This window comes from Kribbella sp. VKM Ac-2566 (assembly GCF_004366005.1).
Taxonomy (GTDB): domain Bacteria; phylum Actinomycetota; class Actinomycetes; order Propionibacteriales; family Kribbellaceae; genus Kribbella; species Kribbella pratensis.
The window spans coordinates 794398-811282 of record NZ_SODT01000011.1 but is presented as its reverse complement, the minus strand read 5'-3'; the positions used below and the strand labels follow the sequence as shown (position 1 = coordinate 811282).

The 16885-nt window shown below is 68.1% G+C and carries 17 protein-coding genes; 6 read left to right on the top strand and 11 right to left on the bottom strand.

The window, feature by feature from the left end; translation table 11 throughout:
* Nucleotides 1–23: 23 nt before the first annotated feature.
* The gene (locus EV647_RS26665) at nucleotides 24–872 is read right to left on the bottom strand and encodes an SDR family oxidoreductase (RefSeq protein ID WP_134007402.1); all 849 of its coding nucleotides are present in this window, start codon (nucleotides 870–872) and stop codon (nucleotides 24–26) included.
* A gap of 78 nt (nucleotides 873–950) precedes the next feature.
* Between EV647_RS26665 and EV647_RS26660 the strand changes: the two genes are divergently transcribed.
* Nucleotides 951–1727 (top strand): TetR/AcrR family transcriptional regulator, encoded by a 777-nt coding sequence (locus tag EV647_RS26660; RefSeq protein ID WP_238177398.1) that lies wholly within the window; start codon nucleotides 951–953, stop codon nucleotides 1725–1727.
* Here the strand turns inward: EV647_RS26660 and EV647_RS26655 are convergent.
* The 6 genes from EV647_RS26655 to EV647_RS26630 all read right to left on the bottom strand — a co-directional run bounded on the left by EV647_RS26655 (nucleotide 1688) and on the right by EV647_RS26630 (nucleotide 7444).
* Complete coding sequence (locus tag EV647_RS26655; RefSeq protein WP_134007400.1) at nucleotides 1688–2431, bottom strand: cobalt-precorrin-6A reductase; 744 nt, start codon at nucleotides 2429–2431, stop codon at nucleotides 1688–1690. The two genes, EV647_RS26660 and EV647_RS26655, sit on opposite strands and share 40 nt — an antisense overlap.
* Complete coding sequence (gene cobM / locus EV647_RS26650) at nucleotides 2428–3168, bottom strand: precorrin-4 C(11)-methyltransferase (protein ID WP_134007398.1); 741 nt, start codon at nucleotides 3166–3168, stop codon at nucleotides 2428–2430. The genes EV647_RS26655 and cobM overlap by 4 nt, the downstream gene beginning before the upstream one ends.
* A 37-nt stretch (nucleotides 3169–3205) precedes the next feature.
* Nucleotides 3206–4468: a precorrin-6y C5,15-methyltransferase (decarboxylating) subunit CbiE gene (gene cbiE, locus EV647_RS26645; RefSeq protein ID WP_134007396.1), complete on the bottom strand. Its 1263-nt coding sequence runs from the start codon at nucleotides 4466–4468 to the stop codon at nucleotides 3206–3208.
* Entirely contained in the window at nucleotides 4461–4838 is a 378-nt protein-coding gene (locus EV647_RS26640) for a PPOX class F420-dependent oxidoreductase (RefSeq protein ID WP_134007394.1), read from the bottom strand. Before EV647_RS26640 ends, cbiE begins: the two co-directional genes overlap by 8 nt.
* An 84-nt stretch (nucleotides 4839–4922) precedes the next feature.
* Complete coding sequence (locus EV647_RS26635) at nucleotides 4923–6521, bottom strand: ABC transporter permease (RefSeq protein WP_134007392.1); 1599 nt, start codon at nucleotides 6519–6521, stop codon at nucleotides 4923–4925.
* Nucleotides 6518–7444, bottom strand: a complete 927-nt coding sequence (locus EV647_RS26630; protein WP_134007390.1) for an ABC transporter ATP-binding protein — start codon at nucleotides 7442–7444, stop codon at nucleotides 6518–6520. The genes EV647_RS26635 and EV647_RS26630 overlap by 4 nt, the downstream gene beginning before the upstream one ends.
* A 97-nt stretch (nucleotides 7445–7541) precedes the next feature.
* On the opposite strand from EV647_RS26630, the gene EV647_RS26625 reads away from it, so the two are divergent.
* On the top strand, nucleotides 7542–8054 hold the full coding sequence (locus tag EV647_RS26625) for a GbsR/MarR family transcriptional regulator (RefSeq protein ID WP_134007388.1): 513 nt from the start codon (nucleotides 7542–7544) through the stop codon (nucleotides 8052–8054).
* A 76-nt stretch (nucleotides 8055–8130) separates the two neighbouring features.
* Here EV647_RS26625 and EV647_RS26620 read toward each other — a convergent pair whose 3' ends face one another.
* Together EV647_RS26620 and EV647_RS26615 are read right to left on the bottom strand one after the other, a co-directional pair.
* Nucleotides 8131–9990, bottom strand: a complete 1860-nt coding sequence (locus EV647_RS26620) for an alpha/beta hydrolase (protein ID WP_134007386.1) — start codon at nucleotides 9988–9990, stop codon at nucleotides 8131–8133.
* A gap of 52 nt (nucleotides 9991–10042) precedes the next feature.
* Complete coding sequence (locus EV647_RS26615; RefSeq protein WP_238177397.1) at nucleotides 10043–10702, bottom strand: NBR1-Ig-like domain-containing protein; 660 nt, start codon at nucleotides 10700–10702, stop codon at nucleotides 10043–10045.
* A gap of 159 nt (nucleotides 10703–10861) precedes the next feature.
* Here EV647_RS26615 and EV647_RS26610 point away from each other — a divergent pair, with 159 nt between their 5' ends.
* Nucleotides 10862–11554: a CHAP domain-containing protein gene (locus EV647_RS26610; RefSeq protein ID WP_134007382.1), complete on the top strand. Its 693-nt coding sequence runs from the start codon at nucleotides 10862–10864 to the stop codon at nucleotides 11552–11554.
* A gap of 39 nt (nucleotides 11555–11593) precedes the next feature.
* Here EV647_RS26610 and EV647_RS26605 read toward each other — a convergent pair whose 3' ends face one another.
* Together EV647_RS26605 and EV647_RS26600 are read right to left on the bottom strand one after the other, a co-directional pair.
* Entirely contained in the window at nucleotides 11594–12328 is a 735-nt protein-coding gene (locus EV647_RS26605; protein ID WP_134007380.1) for an alpha/beta fold hydrolase, read from the bottom strand.
* A 29-nt stretch (nucleotides 12329–12357) separates the two neighbouring features.
* The gene (locus tag EV647_RS26600) at nucleotides 12358–13419 is read right to left on the bottom strand and encodes a LacI family DNA-binding transcriptional regulator (RefSeq protein ID WP_238177396.1); all 1062 of its coding nucleotides are present in this window, start codon (nucleotides 13417–13419) and stop codon (nucleotides 12358–12360) included.
* Between the two features lie 110 nt (nucleotides 13420–13529).
* On the opposite strand from EV647_RS26600, the gene EV647_RS26595 reads away from it, so the two are divergent.
* The 3 genes from EV647_RS26595 to EV647_RS26585 are packed head-to-tail and all read left to right on the top strand — an operon-like array spanning nucleotide 13530 to nucleotide 16688.
* The gene (locus EV647_RS26595; protein ID WP_202876321.1) at nucleotides 13530–14492 is read left to right on the top strand and encodes a carbohydrate ABC transporter permease; all 963 of its coding nucleotides are present in this window, start codon (nucleotides 13530–13532) and stop codon (nucleotides 14490–14492) included.
* Entirely contained in the window at nucleotides 14473–15381 is a 909-nt protein-coding gene (locus tag EV647_RS26590; protein ID WP_238177395.1) for a carbohydrate ABC transporter permease, read from the top strand. Before EV647_RS26595 ends, EV647_RS26590 begins: the two co-directional genes overlap by 20 nt.
* A gap of 8 nt (nucleotides 15382–15389) precedes the next feature.
* Nucleotides 15390–16688 carry an ABC transporter substrate-binding protein gene (locus tag EV647_RS26585; RefSeq protein WP_134007378.1) on the top strand — a complete coding sequence of 433 codons (1299 nt, stop codon included), beginning with the start codon at nucleotides 15390–15392 and terminating at the stop codon, nucleotides 16686–16688.
* Nucleotides 16689–16885 lie beyond the last annotated feature (197 nt).

The window sequence follows — 16885 nt, the reverse complement described above, 5'->3', positions numbered from 1 at the left end:
GGGCGGGGCTCGTCGGGCGTGCTCTACACAGTGAGCTCGGCGGCGAGTACTTCGCGGAGCGTCGTGGCCGGGCGGCCGAGGATTGCCGGCAGCGTGGGATCGACGACGGCGAACTCGCCGCGCCGGGCGGCTGCGAAGATGCCCAGTGTCAGGTCGACGAGAAACTCCGGCATCCCACGGCCGAGAGCCGCCCGCTTCCACTCCTCGTCCGGCACAGTGACCCGGACGATCTTCCGCCCGAGGAGCTCCGAAGCGATCGCGGCGATGTCCGCGTAGTCGAGCACTTCCGGCCCGGTCAGCGCCGGCGTGATGCCGTCAAGGCGTCCCGGCTCGGTGAGCGCGAGCACCGCCGCGTCGGCCAGATCCCGGTGCGCTGTCCAGGAGAACGGCCCGTCCTTCGGCAGGATCAGCTCCCCTGTCTCCAGCGCGGACCGCAGCAGGAAGACCGGCGTACTGGCGTAGAAACCGTTGCGGAGCGCCGTGAACGGTACGCCGGAATTCACCAGATCCTGTTCGGTCGCGGCGTGGCCTCGGGTCGCGAGGAACAAGGAGTCCGGGTTCGCGGCCTGGTGGCTGGTGTAGAGGATCCGCTCGGCGCCGGCGGTCTTGGCGAGATCGATCGCGACGTGGTGCGGCTCCGGGTCAGCCGGGCCCGAGACGATCAGCACCTGGGTGGCGCCTTCGAACGCGTGCGCGAGCGAGTTCGGGTCGCCGAAGTCTCCGCGCCGTACCCGGACGCCACGGGCCGCCATGTCCGCGGCCTTCTCCGGGTCACGCACGCTGACGCCGAGCTGACCGGTGGGAACACGGTCGGCGAGGCGATCGACAACAGCCCGGCCGAGGCGGCCGGTAGCTCCGGTGACGATGATCATGCACAGCTCCTTGTTATCAATGGATACAGATTGACGCTACCACTGTTAACACGACGAGCCAACCGCTACCGTTGGGCCGTGGAGGAGCCGCAGACCGACAAGACGCCAGACGACGCGCCCACCGGTGGCGACGGCACGAGCGACGGCATCAGCGGGCGAGATCGGATGCGGGCGCACATCGTCGAAGTTGCTGCCGGGCTGCTCGCGGCGGGTGGCCGGGACGCGGTGTCGACACGGGCGGTCGCGACTGCGGCCGGCACGCAGGCGCCGACGATCTACCGGCTGTTCGGCGACAAGGACGGGCTGCTCGCGGCGGTGCTCGAGTACGGGTTCTCGACGTACCTCGCGGACAAACCACCGCTCGATCCGACGGCGGACCCGATCATGGACCTCCGCGCGGGCTGGGACCTGCACATCGGGTTCGGGCTGGCGAACCCGGCACTCTTCCTGCTGATGTACGCCGACACGCGGCCGGGCCGTCGCCCCGCGGCAGCCGAGGCCGGGCTGGCGATCCTGCGAACCCGGATCCGCAACATCGCGGCCGCCGGACGGTTGCGCGTCGACGAGGACCTGGCCGCGGAACTGGTACAGGCGGCCGGTTCAGGCGCCGTACTGGCGCTGCTGGCCGTTCCCGAGGACCGCCGCGATCCGCGGCTGCCAGACGCCATGTTCGACGCCTTGATCACAGCAATCGCAACAGACCACGAAACCGCAAACGGGCGCGCGGTTGTGGCGGTGAACCAGGATTTGGCGGCGCCTGCGAATGCGTTGCGGGCGCGGTTGCCGGAGCTTGAGATGCTGACTGCAGGCGAGCGTCACGTGCTCGGTGAGTGGCTCGCTCGCATCACCCACTGAACGGCCGCCTCGACCGTCTCGACAACCTCAGGCCCCGCCGGTAGGGGTGGACGGCGGATCATGATGACAGGAATCGCCAATCCGCGGGCCGCGGTGAGTTTGGCGGCTGTCGCGGGTCCGCCACTGTCCTTGGTGACCAGTACGTCGATGGTGTGGTCGCGCAGAATCCTCTCCTCGTCGGCGACGGTAAAGGGGCCGCGGGCAAGAATCAGCGTGCACCAGGTGGGACGAGGTTGAGGCGGGTCGACGCACCGAGCGAGCGTCCAGAGCCCCGTACCAGCGAAAGCATCAAGGCCCTGCCGTCCGATCGTGAGAAACGCCCGCGTCCCCAGCTCCGGCAGCAACTCAGCAGCCGCGGAAGCGGTCTCGACCCAGTGCCAATTGTCGCCAGGCTCCGCGGCCCAACCCCGCCGCCGCAGCACAAGCAGCGGCACCCCGACCTCCCGCGTGGCGGAAAACGCATTCGCAGTGATCATCGCCGCAAACGGATGCGTCGCGTCGATCACCGCATCAACCGGATGCTCCCGCAACCAGCCCGCAAGCCCGGCCGCCCCACCGAACCCACCGACCCGCACCTCACCAACCGGCACCCGCGCATCGGCAGTACGTCCCGCCAGCGACGACACCACGTCGACCCCGGCCCCAGCCAGCAGACCCGCCAGCTCGCGAGCCTCCCCCGTCCCGCCGAGCAGCAGAACCTTCATCGAGACCGATCGGCCGAGTAGAGATGACTGTCCCGGAAGGCTGTTGCCGACAGCACCTTTCCGGCGATGATGACGGCGGTACGGCGAACGCCCGCAGACTTCACCTGCTCCGCGATATCGGCGAGCGTGCCGCGCAGGACGACCTCGTCGTCGCGCGAGGCACGCGCGACGACCGCGACCGGGCAGTCCGCGCCGTAGTTCGGAACGAGCTCCTCGACCACCCGTTCGATCTGCTGCACCGCAAGGTGCAGGACGATCGTCGCCTGACTCGCGCCGAGGGTCGCGAGATCCTCACCGGCCGGCATCGCGCTGGCGCTGCCGCCGATCCGGGTGAGGACGACGGTCTGCCCGACCTCGGGGACGGTCAGCTCCCGGCCGAGGGTGGCGGCGGCCGCGGCGTACGCCGGTACGCCTGGCGTCACGTCGTACGGGATCTCGAGGGCGTCGAGGCGGCGCATCTGTTCGGCCATCGCGCTGAACACGGAGGGGTCGCCGGAGTGCAGGCGGGCGACGTCGAGGCCGGCGGCGTGCGCGGTGGCGAGTTCGGCGACGATCTCGTCGAGGGTCAGGTTCGCGGTGTCGACCTTGCGGGCGCCGGGCGGGCAGTGGTCGAGGAGTTCGACCGGGACGAGTGCACCGGCGTACAGACAGACGGGCGACGAGGCGATCAGCTCGCGGCCGCGGACGGTGATCAGATCGGCCGCGCCCGGTCCGGCACCGATGAAGTGGACCGTCATGAGTCGATACCCCAGCGGAGGCCCGGCATCAATACCGTCACTTCGTCACGCTCCAGATGGTTACCGGCATGGCGGGGCGCCAGCCGGTCATGGTGCCGATGGCCGAGGCGCGTTGTACGTCGAGGCGGATGAGGTCGCCGCCGACGGCCTGGTACCACTGGGCGATCAGGGACTCGGTCTCCAGCGTGACGCCATTGACAACCAGTCGCCCGCCGGGGCGGAGCGCGTTCCAGCAGGCGTCGAACATACCGGCGGCCGTCGCTCCCCCGCCGATGAAGATCGCGTCCGGCGATTCGAGACCGTCGAGCGCTGCCGGGGCTGCACCTTCTACGGTCTCCACGGCCGCACCCAGTGCGGCCACGTTGCGTTCCAGGCGTTTCGCGCGGTCGGGGTCGCGTTCGACGGCGATCGCATGGCAGGACGGATGGTGCCGGGACCACTCGATCGCGATACTCCCCGCGCCGCCGCCAATGTCCCAGAGGAGTTGGCCAGGGACGGGTGCGAGGCGGGACAGGGTGACAGCGCGGACTTCGCGTTTGGTCAGTTGGCCGTCGTTCTCGTACGCATCGTCGGGCAGGCCGGGTGCTGTTGAGAGCACGGGAGCGTCGAGTGGGCAGAGTACGGCGATGACATTGAGCGGGTCGACGTCGTCGGACCAGTCGGTGGCGTTCGTCGTACGGACGCGTTCGGCTGGGCCACCGAGCTGTTCGAGGACAGTGAACTCGCTGGAGCCGTAGCCGCGGGCAACCAACAGGTCCGCGACCTCGGCCGGGGTTTGGGCGCCTCGGCTGAGGATCAGGACCCGTCGACCGGGCTGCAGGTGCGGGTGGAGTCGCTCGACCGGGTTGGTCACCAGGCTCACCACTTGCACCTGGTCCTGCGCCCAGCCGAGTCGCGCACAGGCCAACGAGACGCTCGACGACTGCGGAATCACCCGTACGGCGTCAGCGCCGAGCAACCGGACCAGCGTGGTACCGATGCCGTGGAACGTCGGGTCACCACTCGCCAACACACAGATCCGCCGACCCCGGTGCTCCGCCAGCAACCGCGGGAGCGCCTCCGACAAAGGCGAAGGCCAGGCGAGGCGCACGGCGTCAAAAGAGCTGGATGAGGCGGATGCCACGGACGAAGTGGATGCGGTGGAGACCGGAGAGGTGGTGGGGGTTGGCGCCGGGATCAGGGCTAGTTGGCGGGGGCTGCCAAGTAGGACTTCAGCTTGCTCGATGGCTTGGCGGGCTGGGGTTGAGAGGCCGGTCCAGCCGTCGGCGCCGAGGCCTACGACGGTGATGGGGTCAGGCATTGCCGAGGACCTTCGTCACGGTGATCTCGATGACTACGCGCTGCGGGTTGACCCGTGGCTCCTTGTAGCGCTTGGCGTACCGCCGTTCGGCCTCGTGCACCCGCGCAGGGTCGTCACTGACCACAGCACGCCCTTCGATCGTGCTCCAGCGCCGGCCGTCCACCTGTGTGACGGCGACAGCCGCCTCACCGAGCCGCCGGATCGCCCGGGCCTTGTACGACGTACCGGAGCAAATCACCCGCACCAGCCCCGCCTCGACGTCCAAGGTCGCTCCGACGGGCGTCGCGTGCACCGTCCCGTCTGACCGGACCGTACTCAGCACACACAGGTGCCGCTCGCTCCAGAACTCCACCAGCTGCTCACTGAACACCCAGCGATCGTAGACAGGCCCGCCCGGTCACATGCCGGGCGGGCCTGTGAGCGCCGGACCCCTCAGACCAGCGCTGATCATCGGTTAACCGATATCGCGGCGGCGGAAGGTGGTGAAGCCGGCGATGGTGAGTGCGGCGGCGATCCCGGTCAGCCAAAGCACCGGTGCGACGGAGAAGTCACCGCCCGGCAACCGCGGCGTGTGGCCGTACGGGCTGAGGTTGATCATCCACTGCGGCAGGTTGAAGATCTCACCGAACTGACCGATCAGCAGGAACACGCCGTACAGCACCCACCCGCCGGTTACCAGCTTGGGCGCGAGTCCGAACAGGACGACGACCAGAGCGGTCACCAGCCAGATCGCAGGCAGCTGTACGGCAGCCGCACCGATCATCCGCGGCACCTGACGGCCCATGTTGCCGAGCGACGCTCCACTCGAGACGCCGGAGCCCAGCCCGGCGACCAGGATCAGTACGCCGGTGCCGAGCAGTGCCATCAGCACGTGACTCGCCAGCCACTGCGCCCGGGTCACACCGGTCGCCAGCAGCGGCTCGGCCCGGAGCGCGGTCTCCTCCGACCGCAGCCGGAGCGCCGCCTGAATACCGAACGCCGACGCGAGCAACCCCACCATGCCCATCTCGGTCGCCAGGAACGCATCCGTGATGCCCTCCACACCACCGAGCTTCTGCACCATCTCCTTGGCACTGTCGCTCGTGACGAACCCGTCGACGTTGCTGGCGATGTTGCCGACCAGCAGACCGAGTAGCAGGAACGCGAAACCCCAGGCGTACAGCGAGCCTCGGTGCAGCCGCCAAGCGAGTGCGAGCGGCGAACGCAACGACTTGGCCGCCCTGGGCGGTCCGGGACGTGGGCGCACCAGACCGGCTCCTAGGTCACGCCGCCGGATCAGTGCGGTCGCGGCAGTGATCAGTAGCGCGAGAAACGCCAGCGGCAGCAGCAGTACGGCCCACCGCTCACCGGCGTACGGACGGACCTGCTGCGCCCAGCCGATCGGTGACAACCACGAGACCCACTGCGTGCTGCCGTCCGCGGACGAGTCGCCGATGGCGCGCAGTACGTACGCCACGCCGAGCACTATCGCAGTGAGCCCGTTCGCAGCCCGGGCGCTCTCGCTGACCTGTGAGGTCACCGCAGCCACGCCCGCGAACGCCAATCCGGCAGCCGCCCACATCAACCCGAACGCGAGCGATCCCTTCGTATCCAAGCCACTGCCCATCAGGGACAGCGCAGTCAGCAGCCCGAGCACGATCACAGTCACCCCGGACACGATCAGTGCGGAGGCCAGAGCGGCGTACCGACCGAGTACGCCGGCACTCAGCAGCTCGAGCCGCCCGGACTCCTCCTCGCTGCGGGTGTGCCGTACGACGAGCATGCCGCCGAGCAACCCGACGAGTAGCGCGCCGAACGCGGTGAGCTTGAACAGCGAGACTGCCCCGAGCGAGGACTCGTCGAAGATCCGCCCGTACAGCGAGACCAGCGCCGGCGACGCGTTCGACGTACGCGCGGCCTCCACCAGAGCGTTCTGGTCGGAGTACAGATCGATCGACGCCTTGGCCGATCCGGCGGCCGTGATCACGAAGACCAGGATCCAGATCGGGATCAGGATCCGGTCCCGGCGCAGCGCGAGCCGCACCAGCGTCCCGGTACCGACGAAGTCGTTCATCGCACGGCCGCCTCGGGCTCAGTTGAATCCTGGGCAGGTACGTCGTCCTCGTAGTGCCGCAGGAACAGCTCCTCGAGCGTCGGCGGCTGCGCTACCAGGCTCTTGATCCCGCTCGCGGACAGCTGCCGCATCACAGCGTCGAGCTGGGCGGTGTCCACCTCGCAGCGGACCCGGTTGCCCTCGACATCGAGATCGTGGATCCCCGGCAGCTGGCCCAGCCCGTTCGGCGATCCGGCCAGCTCGGCCTGGATCGACGTACGCGTGAGGTGGCGCAGGTCGGCGAGCGTGCCGGTCTCGACCACCTGGCCGCGGCGGATGATGCTGACGCGGTCGCACAGGGCCTCGACCTCGGACAGGATGTGGCTCGACAGCAGCACGGTGCGGTCGCGCTGACGCTCCTCCTCGATGCACTGCCGGAACACCTCCTCCATCAGCGGGTCCAGACCGGACGTGGGCTCGTCCAGGATCAGCAGCTCGACGTCACTCGCGAGAGCGGCGACCAGGGCGACCTTCTGCCGGTTGCCCTTGGAGTAGGTCCGGCCCTTCTTGGTCGGGTCGAGGTCGAACCGGCGCAGCAGCTCGTCGCGCTTCTTCTCGTCCACCCCGCCACGGAGCCGGCCGAGCAGGTCGATCACCTCGCCGCCGGTCAGGTTCGGCCACAGGTTCACGTCGCCCGGGACGTACGCCAGCCGGCGGTGCAGCTTCGCGGCGTCGTGCCACGGGTCGCCACCGAGCAGCGAGACATCACCGGCGTCACCACGCAGCAGTCCGAGCAGGACGCGGATGGTGGTGGACTTCCCGGCGCCGTTCGGCCCGAGGAAGCCATGCACCTCACCGGTCGCGACCTCAAGGTCGAGACCGTCGAGGGCGTGCGTACTTCCGTACGACTTGTGCAGTCCAGAGACCACGATGGCTGATGTCATGATTCATAACGTACACTTCATTCAGAAGTTTGTGAATCTTGCTAACACGTTTCTCACAGGACAGGTAATCGAGTGACCCAGAGGGGATGATGGGGCGGTGAGTGCACTTCGAGACGACGACGCCGTCCGGCGATACACCGAGCAGTTCGGCAATCTGCTGGCCGAGACGGGCTGGCCGCGGATGGCCGCCCGGGTGTTCGCCGCGATCCTGTCCAGCGTGGACGGCCGGATGACAGCCGCCGAACTGTCCGACCAACTGCAGGCGAGTCCCGCCGCGGTCTCCGGCGCGGTCAACTACCTGCTGCAACTGCGCCTGGCGACCCGCGAGCGCGAGCCCGGCAGCCGTCGCGACGTGTACGTCGTCCAGGACGACGCCTGGTACCAGACGATGATGAGCGAGGACGCCTCACTGGTGCGCTGGTCCGAGTCCCTCCGCAAGGTCCTCGACGCAGCCGGCGAAGGCACCGACGCCCACCACCGCATCCGCATCTCCCTGGCTTTCATCGACTTCATCAGCGAAGAGGTCAAGGGCCTCACCGAACGCTGGGTCAAACGCAAAGCCGAACTCGACGCCGAAATCGCCGCGGAGTACGACGCGCCCGACCGCTGACCGCCGTACTGCGGACAGGCAACGGGGGCCTTGAACAGGCTATTGCTTGTCCAAGGCCCCCATTGGAAGTCTCCGGTCAGCGGAGAGTGCTGTTCGCCACGGCGTCGAGGCTCTGCTGCAGGATCGGGTTCACCCGCGGCTGCTTCGACTTCGGCAGGTGTACGGCGTTGCCGTCGACCGGGCCGTCGACCGGGTAGACCGACAGCTCGGCAGGTAGCGGTGATGTCCCGCAGACCTGGTCCTTGCCGGGTAGCTCGCCGGCGAACACGAACCGGTCGCCGATCTCCTCCACGCAGGCCGACGGCGAGCCGACGTACTGCCCGTGCTGACCTTCGTCGTCGATGGCAACGAACCGGGTCGCCTTGGCGGTGTCCTCATGGGTCCGCAGCGCACCCTCGTACGCCGTCGCCGGGTCCAGCTCGTCCTGGACCATCAGGATTCGCGGCGAGCCCACCAGGTCGACCTTCCGGTCCTGCGGCGGGTACGGCCAGAACGCGCACATCGGTACGCCGTTCAGATAACCGAAGAAGTTGTACTTGCGCGCCATCTTGTCGGCCTCGCGCAGGTAGTACCCCGGGTCGTGGCTGAACGCGGTGTCGTTGCAGCGGACCGTCGTACTGATCGCGCCGAGGTTCACGGTCGCGTCACCGCTCGACCTCGCCGCAGTCGCCCGGGCGTCCGCAATGACCGACCGGGCCGAGTCGACACGCACCGCGGCGGCTGCCGCGGACGTGGCCGCCGGTGTCACGCCGTACCGGGCGCGGATCGCGGCGAGGGTGTCGAACGCGTGCAGTTCAGGCGAGATCCGGGCCCATGCGCGGTCGACGTGCCGCAGCTCGACCTCACCGGACGCCGACGGGTCCTTCACGTACTCGTCGTGCACGAGGATGTCGAGCGTGGCCCGGATGAAACGCACGTTGCCGTACTGCGCGCTGTAGATCATGCCGTCCAGGTTGTCGCCGCGGACACCACTGGTGCCGGCCTTCACCAGCTTCACCAGGTCGGCGCGGACCTGGTCGTACTTCGCGGTCACCTGCTTCGGCGTCGACCCGAGCCCCTGGATCATGTCGGCGTGCCGGGCGATCCACGGGATGAGCTGGGTGTCCCGCCGCCGCTGGCCGGAGAACGGGTCGAAGTTCATGTTCGCCCACTGCGTGTGGGTCCAGTCCATGTTCGAGTCGAGCACGAACCGCCCGACCCGCTCCGGGTACGCGTCGGCGTACCAGCCACCGAGCCAGGTCCCGTAGCTGTAGCCGATGAAGTTCAGCTGACGGGCCTTCAGCAGCGCCCGCAGGAACTCCATGTCGTACACGGTCTGCTGGCTGCTGACGAACCGGCCGAACTCGGTCGCCGCGCACGCCTCGGCCTGAAGCTTCGCCTCGGCCACCTCGACCTCGTGCGTCAGCTTGGTGCGCTCCTTGTAGTCCGGCGTCACCGGCAGCGCGTTCAGCTTCTCGGTCGTGGTGATGCACTGCAGCGGCGTGCTCTGACCGAAGCCGCGCGGGTCGAACCCGAGCAGATCGAAGTCGCTGAACAGCTGCGGCTTCTCGATCGCGAGCGACGCGGACAGCGTCAGGCCCGCGCCACCCGGTCCGCCCGGGTTCGTGGTCATCAAGCCCTTCGACGTACCGGTGGCCTTGCTGTAGGAGATCGCCACCTTCACGTCCGGATGCGCGTCCGGGTGCGCCCAGTCCATCGGGACGGTGACCGTGGCGCAGTTGGTGGTCGGCGCTTGCGGGTACAGGCGCTTGACTGCGGCATCGAACGAGCAGACGGACCAGTTGACCGGCTGGTCGAGGTACTTCTGCGGAATGGCGGGCACCGGCGGATCCACCGGTCCCCTCGACGGGTGCACCGCGTTGGCGGTGCCGACGGCCAGCTGCGGTACGACGAGCAGCGCGGCGAGGGCCAGGGCGATCGTGCGAGATCTCATCATCTGCGAACTCCGTGTATCCGGGCGGGGATCAGGAATGCAGGCAAACCTATCGTCAGAGCTCGTACGCGGTGAAGATCGTGCAGAAGATCGGCGGTGACTCGAGTCCCGGGTAGTAGAGCCGACCGGCTGCGTCGGTGATCTTGAAGTACGCCGTCGACGCGCCGACCTGGGACGGCGCCCGCAAGGTCATCCGCACCGTCACGACGTCGCCCGGCCCGGCGTCGGGCACCCGCTCGCGCGCCGGTGACCTCAGCCACCCCGGCGCGCCGGGGGCGCCTTGGCGGGTGAGGTAGCGGTTGCGCCACGGGCGTTCGCCGCTGTTGCGGAGCTCCCACGTCTTCTCGAACACCTGCTCCCGGCACACCCGCGTACCGTCAGGCACTGTCTCCCCTACCAGTTCGGCCCGGTCGTCGGGGTGATGATCGATCGGTACGGATCCGCCGAGCAGCACCGGTTGCACATGCCGGCGCATGTCCCGCTGCGACATGTCCCGGCCCGCGCGTACGGCGGCGTCGAGCTCCATCAACTGGTTGACCAGAGCCTGGTTCGCTCCGAACGAGTCGTCGTACCACTCGATCAGCTCGCGGCTCGGCTTGGTGTGGCCGCGCTCGACCCGGGACAGGTGCCCCTTGTCCCAGCCGGACTCGGAGGCGGCGCGGGTCAAGGCGACCCCGGCAGCCTCGCGCAGCTCGCGCATGCGAGCTCCGATCACGAACCGAGCCTGGGCTGGGCGCACGGCGCACTCTCCGCTCTCGCCGTCACTTATCTACACAAAATACCAAACCGCAGTGAGTCACCTCCGTTGCCCACTGCGACAACACGGTCACTTTTTGGTTCCCTGCGAAGGACAACTCCAGAAGGGAACACCACCATGCGTACCGCCCTCATGCGCATCACGTCCCGTCTCACTGCCGTCGCCCTCCTCAGCGGCGCCGCCCTCGTCGGCACCGGCGTTCTCCCCGCCAGCGCCGCCACCGGAACTGTTGTCACCGACAGCGGCGCCGGTGTCACCATCCGGTCCGGTAACGCGACCAGCTTCGGCTCGGTCGGCACCCAGCCCGACGGAGCGGTCGAGATCGACTGCCAGATCTACGGCGAGCCGGTGACCGGCAAGTTCGGCCGCAGCCTGATCTGGGACCACATCCCCGGCAAGGGCTTCATCACCGACGCCTACGTGAACACCGGCAGCAGCGGCCTGGTCGCACCGCTGTGCGCAAGCAACCCGCGCGCCGACAAGGCCGTCGCCTGGTACGCCGCCCGCAGCGGGTCGACCGCTTACCAGGGGTACTGCGAGATGGCCGCCGAGAACTCGTACGGGAAGACCGGCATCTGGGCCTCGGCCATCGCCGACTGGAACGACGCCGTGGCCCGTGGCGCCGCGCACCGAGGCGACCTGAACCCACCGAAGGGCGCCCTGGTCTTCTGGAACATCAGCGCTTACGGCCATGTCGGCGTAGCCAAGGGCGACGGCACGTTCTGGGCCACCAGCGTCAGCGGTGCGATCGGCACCCGCGCGCTGCCCTACTTCAACAACTACCTCGGCTGGGCCTGGCCGAACTTCTGACCCACCCCTGGACGAGCGCCCGGACGCGCGTTCCGCCCCTCACGCGTCCGGGTGCTCGACACTCTGCTCGATTCTGGCCAGCCAGTCCGCCACCAGCGCGCGATACACCGCCGATCCGGGTCCCGGCAGGAAGTGGTCCTCCTGATCCAGTACGGCGAACGTCGCGCGCGGGTAGTCGTCGAGGATCGACCACGCGTCGGCGTACCCGGCTGTCGTGTCCTGCCGGCCGGTCACGATCAGCGTCGGCCGCTCGAAGCGGATCGACGGGTCTTCCCGCAGGCTGTACCTCGACACATCCCGCTGGATCGCCCCGAGAAAGGCGAGGTTCGCCTGCGACTCGGCCGCGTCGTAGTACTGGTGCTGGCGTTCACGTGACGCCGACGGCATCAGGTACTCGTCGGTCGGGAGCGTGCGTCGTGAGCGGTCGATGACGATGCCCGGCGCGCGCAGCAACAACCCCAGGACGCGGGCCGGGTCGCGTTTGACGATGCCCCGCGCGTGCAGGCCGCCGGCCGAGGTACCGGCGAGGGCGAACGGCTCGTCGCCGGCCAAGTCGTCGATCAGCTCCACGATCGCAGACAGCATGCCGTCCTGGTCGGTGATCGACGGAACAGCAGGCGACCGCCCGGTGCCTGGCGGGTCCACGTAGATCCGGCGCCATCCCGGCCGCTGCGCGAAGACCGGCTCGTGGACGTCGCGCCCTTCACCGGCGTCGCCACCCCAGCTGGGCAGGAAGAAGATCGGCCGACCGGCACCGAACGACTCGTAGTACACGCGTCGACCCTAGCCAGCGCGGCGAACTGTCACCGCGCTTTTCTCTTGCCGGCAGAATCCGGCGGGCGCTCCCCCGACCCGCGCTCGATCAGCGCGCACGGCAGCACGATCCGCTGCGGCGGGCGGGTGTCCGCACCGGACGCGCGGTCGAGCAGCAACCGCGCCGCGCTACGGCCGAGCTCGGCGATGTCGGAGGCAACGACCGTGACCGGCGTGGGCAGCATGTCGGCGAGCCGGAAGTCGTCGAACCCGACCACCGCCGGCTCATTGTTGAGCTCACTGCCGAGCTCACCAAGCGCACGCAGCACGCCCTCGGTGAGGAAGTTCGTGGAGGAGAAGATCGCGGTCGGCGGATCGGGCCGCAGCATCACCTCGCGGGTCGCCTTCTCCGCGGCCTCCGCGTTGCCCTCGGGAAGCTGGATGACGAGCGACTCGTCGACCTCGATCCCCGCGGCCCGGTGCGCGCGCCGGAACCCGCGCAGGCGGCGCCCGATCGTGTAGTACGACGGAGCAAGGATGATCGCGATCCGCTCGTGGCCCTGCTCCAGAAGGTGCTCGGCCGCGATCCGCCCGCCGCCCTCGTTGTCGACCATCACGATGTCCGCGTCGATCCCGGTCGCCGGCCGGTCGACGAACACCACCGGTACGCCGGCGCCCTGCAGGAACGCGTGATCGCCCTGGTCGGGCACGATCATCAGACCGGCCACCTGCCGGCTGACCAGCTCCTGGATGGCCCGCTTCTCACCCTCCGGGTCCTCATCCACACTGCCGAGTACGACGGCGAAACCGGACTGCCCGGCGACTTCGAGCGAAGCCTTCGCAATGCTCGCGTAGAACGGGTTGGTCAGGTCGCCGAGCACCAGCGCCAGGCTGGTCGACTTCTTGCCCGGACGCAGTGCCCGGGCGACCTCGTTGCGCTGGAACCCGAGCTCGTCGATCGCGGCCCGGACTCGCTGCGCGGTCTCGTCGCGGACGCCATGGCCGCCGTTCACCACACGCGACACCGTGCCGAGGCCCACACCGGCCCGCCGGGCGACGTCGATCATCGTCGGCCGGCTGACCTCTGGCTGGCTTGGAAACGTTTCGGACACGGGGTTGACTTCCTTTTCGCGACACGGCATCGTCACCCAACAGTAAAACGTTGGAAACGTTACCGTCCAGGAGGCCGGATGAAACACTTTCCGAGCGAAGCGGAGGACGGATGACCGCAGTCACCACCGGCGGACCTGCCAACCGCAAGCGCGGCCGCACCCGGGGTGGGATGAGCCGGAACGCCGGCTCCGACGTGAGGGCGGCGTACCTGTTCATCGCACCCGCGGTGATCGGGTTCCTGGTCTTCGTGGGGTATCCGCTGAGTCGATCGTTCTATCTCGCGCTGACGAAGTACAACGGGTTGACCGACCCGGTCTTCGTTGGCCTCGGCAACTTCCGGAGGCTGTTCACCACCGACCCGGCGTTCTGGCCGGCGTTGCGGGCGACCGGCTATCTGGTGCTGCTCTATGTCCCGTTGTCGCTGATCCTCGGTCTGGCGCTGGCGATGTTCTGCAACCAGCGCTTCGCCGGCGTGCGCGTCGTCCGGACGCTGGCGTACCTGCCGGTCGTGCTGCCGGCGGTCGCGACGATCACGCTGTGGAAGTTCATCCTCGACCCGCAGGTCGGGTTGATGAACACGATCCTCGACCGCCTCGGCCTGCCGACGAGCCTGTGGCTGCAGAGCTCCACGATGTCGATGCCCTCGGTGGTGCTGGTGATGCTGTGGGGTGTCGGCGGGACGATGATCATCTTCCTGGCCGCGCTGCAGTCCGTACCGACCGAGCTGTACGAGGCCGCGAAAGTAGACGGCGCCGGCCCGTGGTCGGTGTTCTTCCGGATCACGATGCCGATGATCAGCCCGATCATGCTGCTGCAGGTGATCCTGCAGACCACTGCCGCGCTGCAGACCTTCAACCAGCCCAAGATCCTGACCAACGGCGGACCGGGATTCAGCACCAAGGTGCTGATGCTCTCGATCTACGAGAACGGCTTCCCGACCCTGGGCCGGATCCCGCAACTGGGGTACGCGTCCGCGCAGGTGTGGGTGCTGTTCGTGATCATCATCGCCGTGATCGCCCTGACCGCGAAGTTCTCCTCGCTCTGGACGTACAGTGACAGCACTTCCGACTGAGACCACCGTCGCCGGCGCAACGCAGAGCGTCGCCCCGGCGAAGAAGAAGCCCCGCCTGATCGGTACGACGTCGTGGTACGTCGTCGCGTTGTTCATCTGCGCGGTGATGGTCGTACCGCTGCTGTGGATGATCACGATCGGGCTGAAGAGCCGCACCGCGGTGTTCGACATCCCGCCGAAGTTGCTGCCGCACGAGTGGACGTGGAGCAACTTCATCAACGGGCCGAAGGCGATCCACTTCCCGAAGCTCCTGCTGAACTCCTTCGTGATCACCGGGTTGAGCGTCGTCGGCGGCGTGATGACCGCGATGATGGCGGGCTACGCGCTGGCCCGGTTGCGGTTCCCCGGCCGCAAGATGTGGTTCTACCTGTTCGTCGGCAGCATGCTGCTGCCGGGCGTGGTCGGACTGATCCCGTTGTTCCAGATGTACAAGAGCATCGGCTGGTACGACACCTGGCTGCCGCTGATCGTTCCGGCGTTCCTCGGCGGGAACCCGTTGTTCATCTTCCTGGCCCGGCAGTACTTTCTCGCGATCCCCTATTCCATCGATGAAGCGGCGAAGATCGACGGCGCCGGGCACCTGCGGATCTTCGTCAGCGTGATGCTGCCGTTGACCCGGCCGGCCTGGCTGACGATGGCGATCCTCGCGTTCCAGGCGTCCTGGAACGACTACCTGAATCCACTGGTCTACCTGTACTCGTCCGGCAAGTGGCCGTTGTCGGTCGGTATGGCGTCGTTCATCTCCCCGTTCGCCGGGAAGACGCCGGACTGGAGCTACTACATGGCCACCAACCTGCTCTACATGCTGCCGCCGCTGATCATCTTCTTCGCCGCGCAGCGCTATTTCATCCAGGGCCTCGGCGCTCTCGGCAGCACGAACCAGAAATGAGGATTGTTGTGAAGAGGACAATCGGTGTCACCGCGCTGGCGTGCGCGGGGTTGCTGACGGCAACGGCCTGCAGCGGCGGGTCGGACGGCGGCTCGAGCGACGGGCCGGTCACCGTCAAGGTGATGACCTGGGAGTCGGCCGAGACCAACGCCGCGATCAAGAAGGCCTTGGCGGACTTCAAGGACGACAACGTCAAGGTCGAGCTGCTCGAGACCCCGAGCGGTCAGTACGGCGACAAACTTGCATCGCTGACCCAGGCGAAGCAGCTGCCGGATCTGTTCTGGTGTGGCAACGACACCGAGCAGCAGTACACGTCTCAAGGCCTGCTGGTCGACTGGGCCGACAAGCTCAACAACGGTGACGGCGACTTCAAGGCCGACAAGTTCGTGCCGTCCGCGATCGAGAACTGGAAGACCGCCGACGGTCAGATGGGCGGTCTGCCGTCGCTGATGAACACGTACGGCGTCTGGTACAACGCCGACGCGTTCACCGCGGCCGGGATCCCGCTGCCGAAGGCCGGCTGGACGTGGGACGACATGTACGCGGCGGCTGCGAAGCTGGCGAACAAGAACGGGGCGAAGTACGGCCTGGTCGCCGACCAGCTGACCGGTCCGGACGGTCCGTTCACGATGAGCATGTACTCCGTCTCGGCCGGCGGCGCGCCGTTCACCGACAACGTCAACCACCCGACGAAGGCCGAGGCCGACGACAAGTACAAGGAAGGCGTCGAGAAGCTGACCGCCGCGATCAAGAACGGGTCGGTCGCCCCGCCCGGGTACGACGCGGCGAACGTGCAGTCGCTGTTCGCGGCCGGCAAGGTGCCGATGACGTTCGGCGGGCAGTGGCTGGCGGCCGGGTTCCAGACCGACAAGCCGAAGATCAAGTACGGGTTCGCGCCGTTCCCGCAGGTGCAGACGCCGACCACGCTGTACGACTCGGTCGGGATCTGCACGCCGCAGTACACCAAGGACCAGGACGCGACGTACAAGGTGCTGCAGTACATCAACACCAAGGTGTGGGACGCCGTACTGCCGGCCTCCCCGGTCGCGCCGCCGGCGTACACGCCCGCACAGACGAGCTACTTCGACGCCCTCACCAAGGCGCAGCAGCAGACCGTCGTCGACACGGTCAAGGCTGACCTGTCCGCGGAGAAGACGGTCGGCGTCCGCTTCACCACCCAGTGGGCCTCACAGGTCGGCGACCTCACGACCGCCAACTACCAGCCCATCCTGAGCGGCAAGAAGCCCATCACCGACCTCCCGGCCTACGTAGACAAGATCAACGGATTGATCAAGCAGGGCAGCTGACCCATTTGCCTGGCTGACCCACCAATTTGCCTGGCTGACCCACGAAATGAGGGGTTCCCCACCCGGAACACGGGTGGGGAACCCCTCATTTGCTGGGTCAACCAGCCAAACGGGGACAACACGAGACGCCGCGAGGCGCGGGGTGCGGGTCTGGGGCGGGTGCGGGGCGCGGGTCGGGGGCGGGTGCGGGGCGCGGG

Bases quoted from the DNA above. Each gene is read 5' to 3' on its own strand.
- EV647_RS26620 (WP_134007386.1), bottom strand. From the start codon at position 9,990: ATGATGAGATCTCGCACGATCGCCCTGGCCCTCGCCGCGCTGCTCGTC.
- EV647_RS26635 (WP_134007392.1), bottom strand. From the start codon at position 6,521: ATGAACGACTTCGTCGGTACCGGGACGCTGGTGCGGCTCGCGCTGCGC.
- EV647_RS26595 (WP_202876321.1), top strand. From the start codon at position 13,530: ATGACCGCAGTCACCACCGGCGGACCTGCCAACCGCAAGCGCGGCCGC.
- EV647_RS26630 (WP_134007390.1), bottom strand. From the start codon at position 7,444: ATGACATCAGCCATCGTGGTCTCTGGACTGCACAAGTCGTACGGAAGT.
- EV647_RS26655 (WP_134007400.1), bottom strand. From the start codon at position 2,431: ATGAAGGTTCTGCTGCTCGGCGGGACGGGGGAGGCTCGCGAGCTGGCG.
- cobM (WP_134007398.1), bottom strand. From the start codon at position 3,168: ATGACGGTCCACTTCATCGGTGCCGGACCGGGCGCGGCCGATCTGATC.
- cbiE (WP_134007396.1), bottom strand. From the start codon at position 4,468: ATGCCTGACCCCATCACCGTCGTAGGCCTCGGCGCCGACGGCTGGACC.
- EV647_RS26610 (WP_134007382.1), top strand. From the start codon at position 10,862: ATGCGTACCGCCCTCATGCGCATCACGTCCCGTCTCACTGCCGTCGCC.
- EV647_RS26665 (WP_134007402.1), bottom strand. From the start codon at position 872: ATGATCATCGTCACCGGAGCTACCGGCCGCCTCGGCCGGGCTGTTGTC.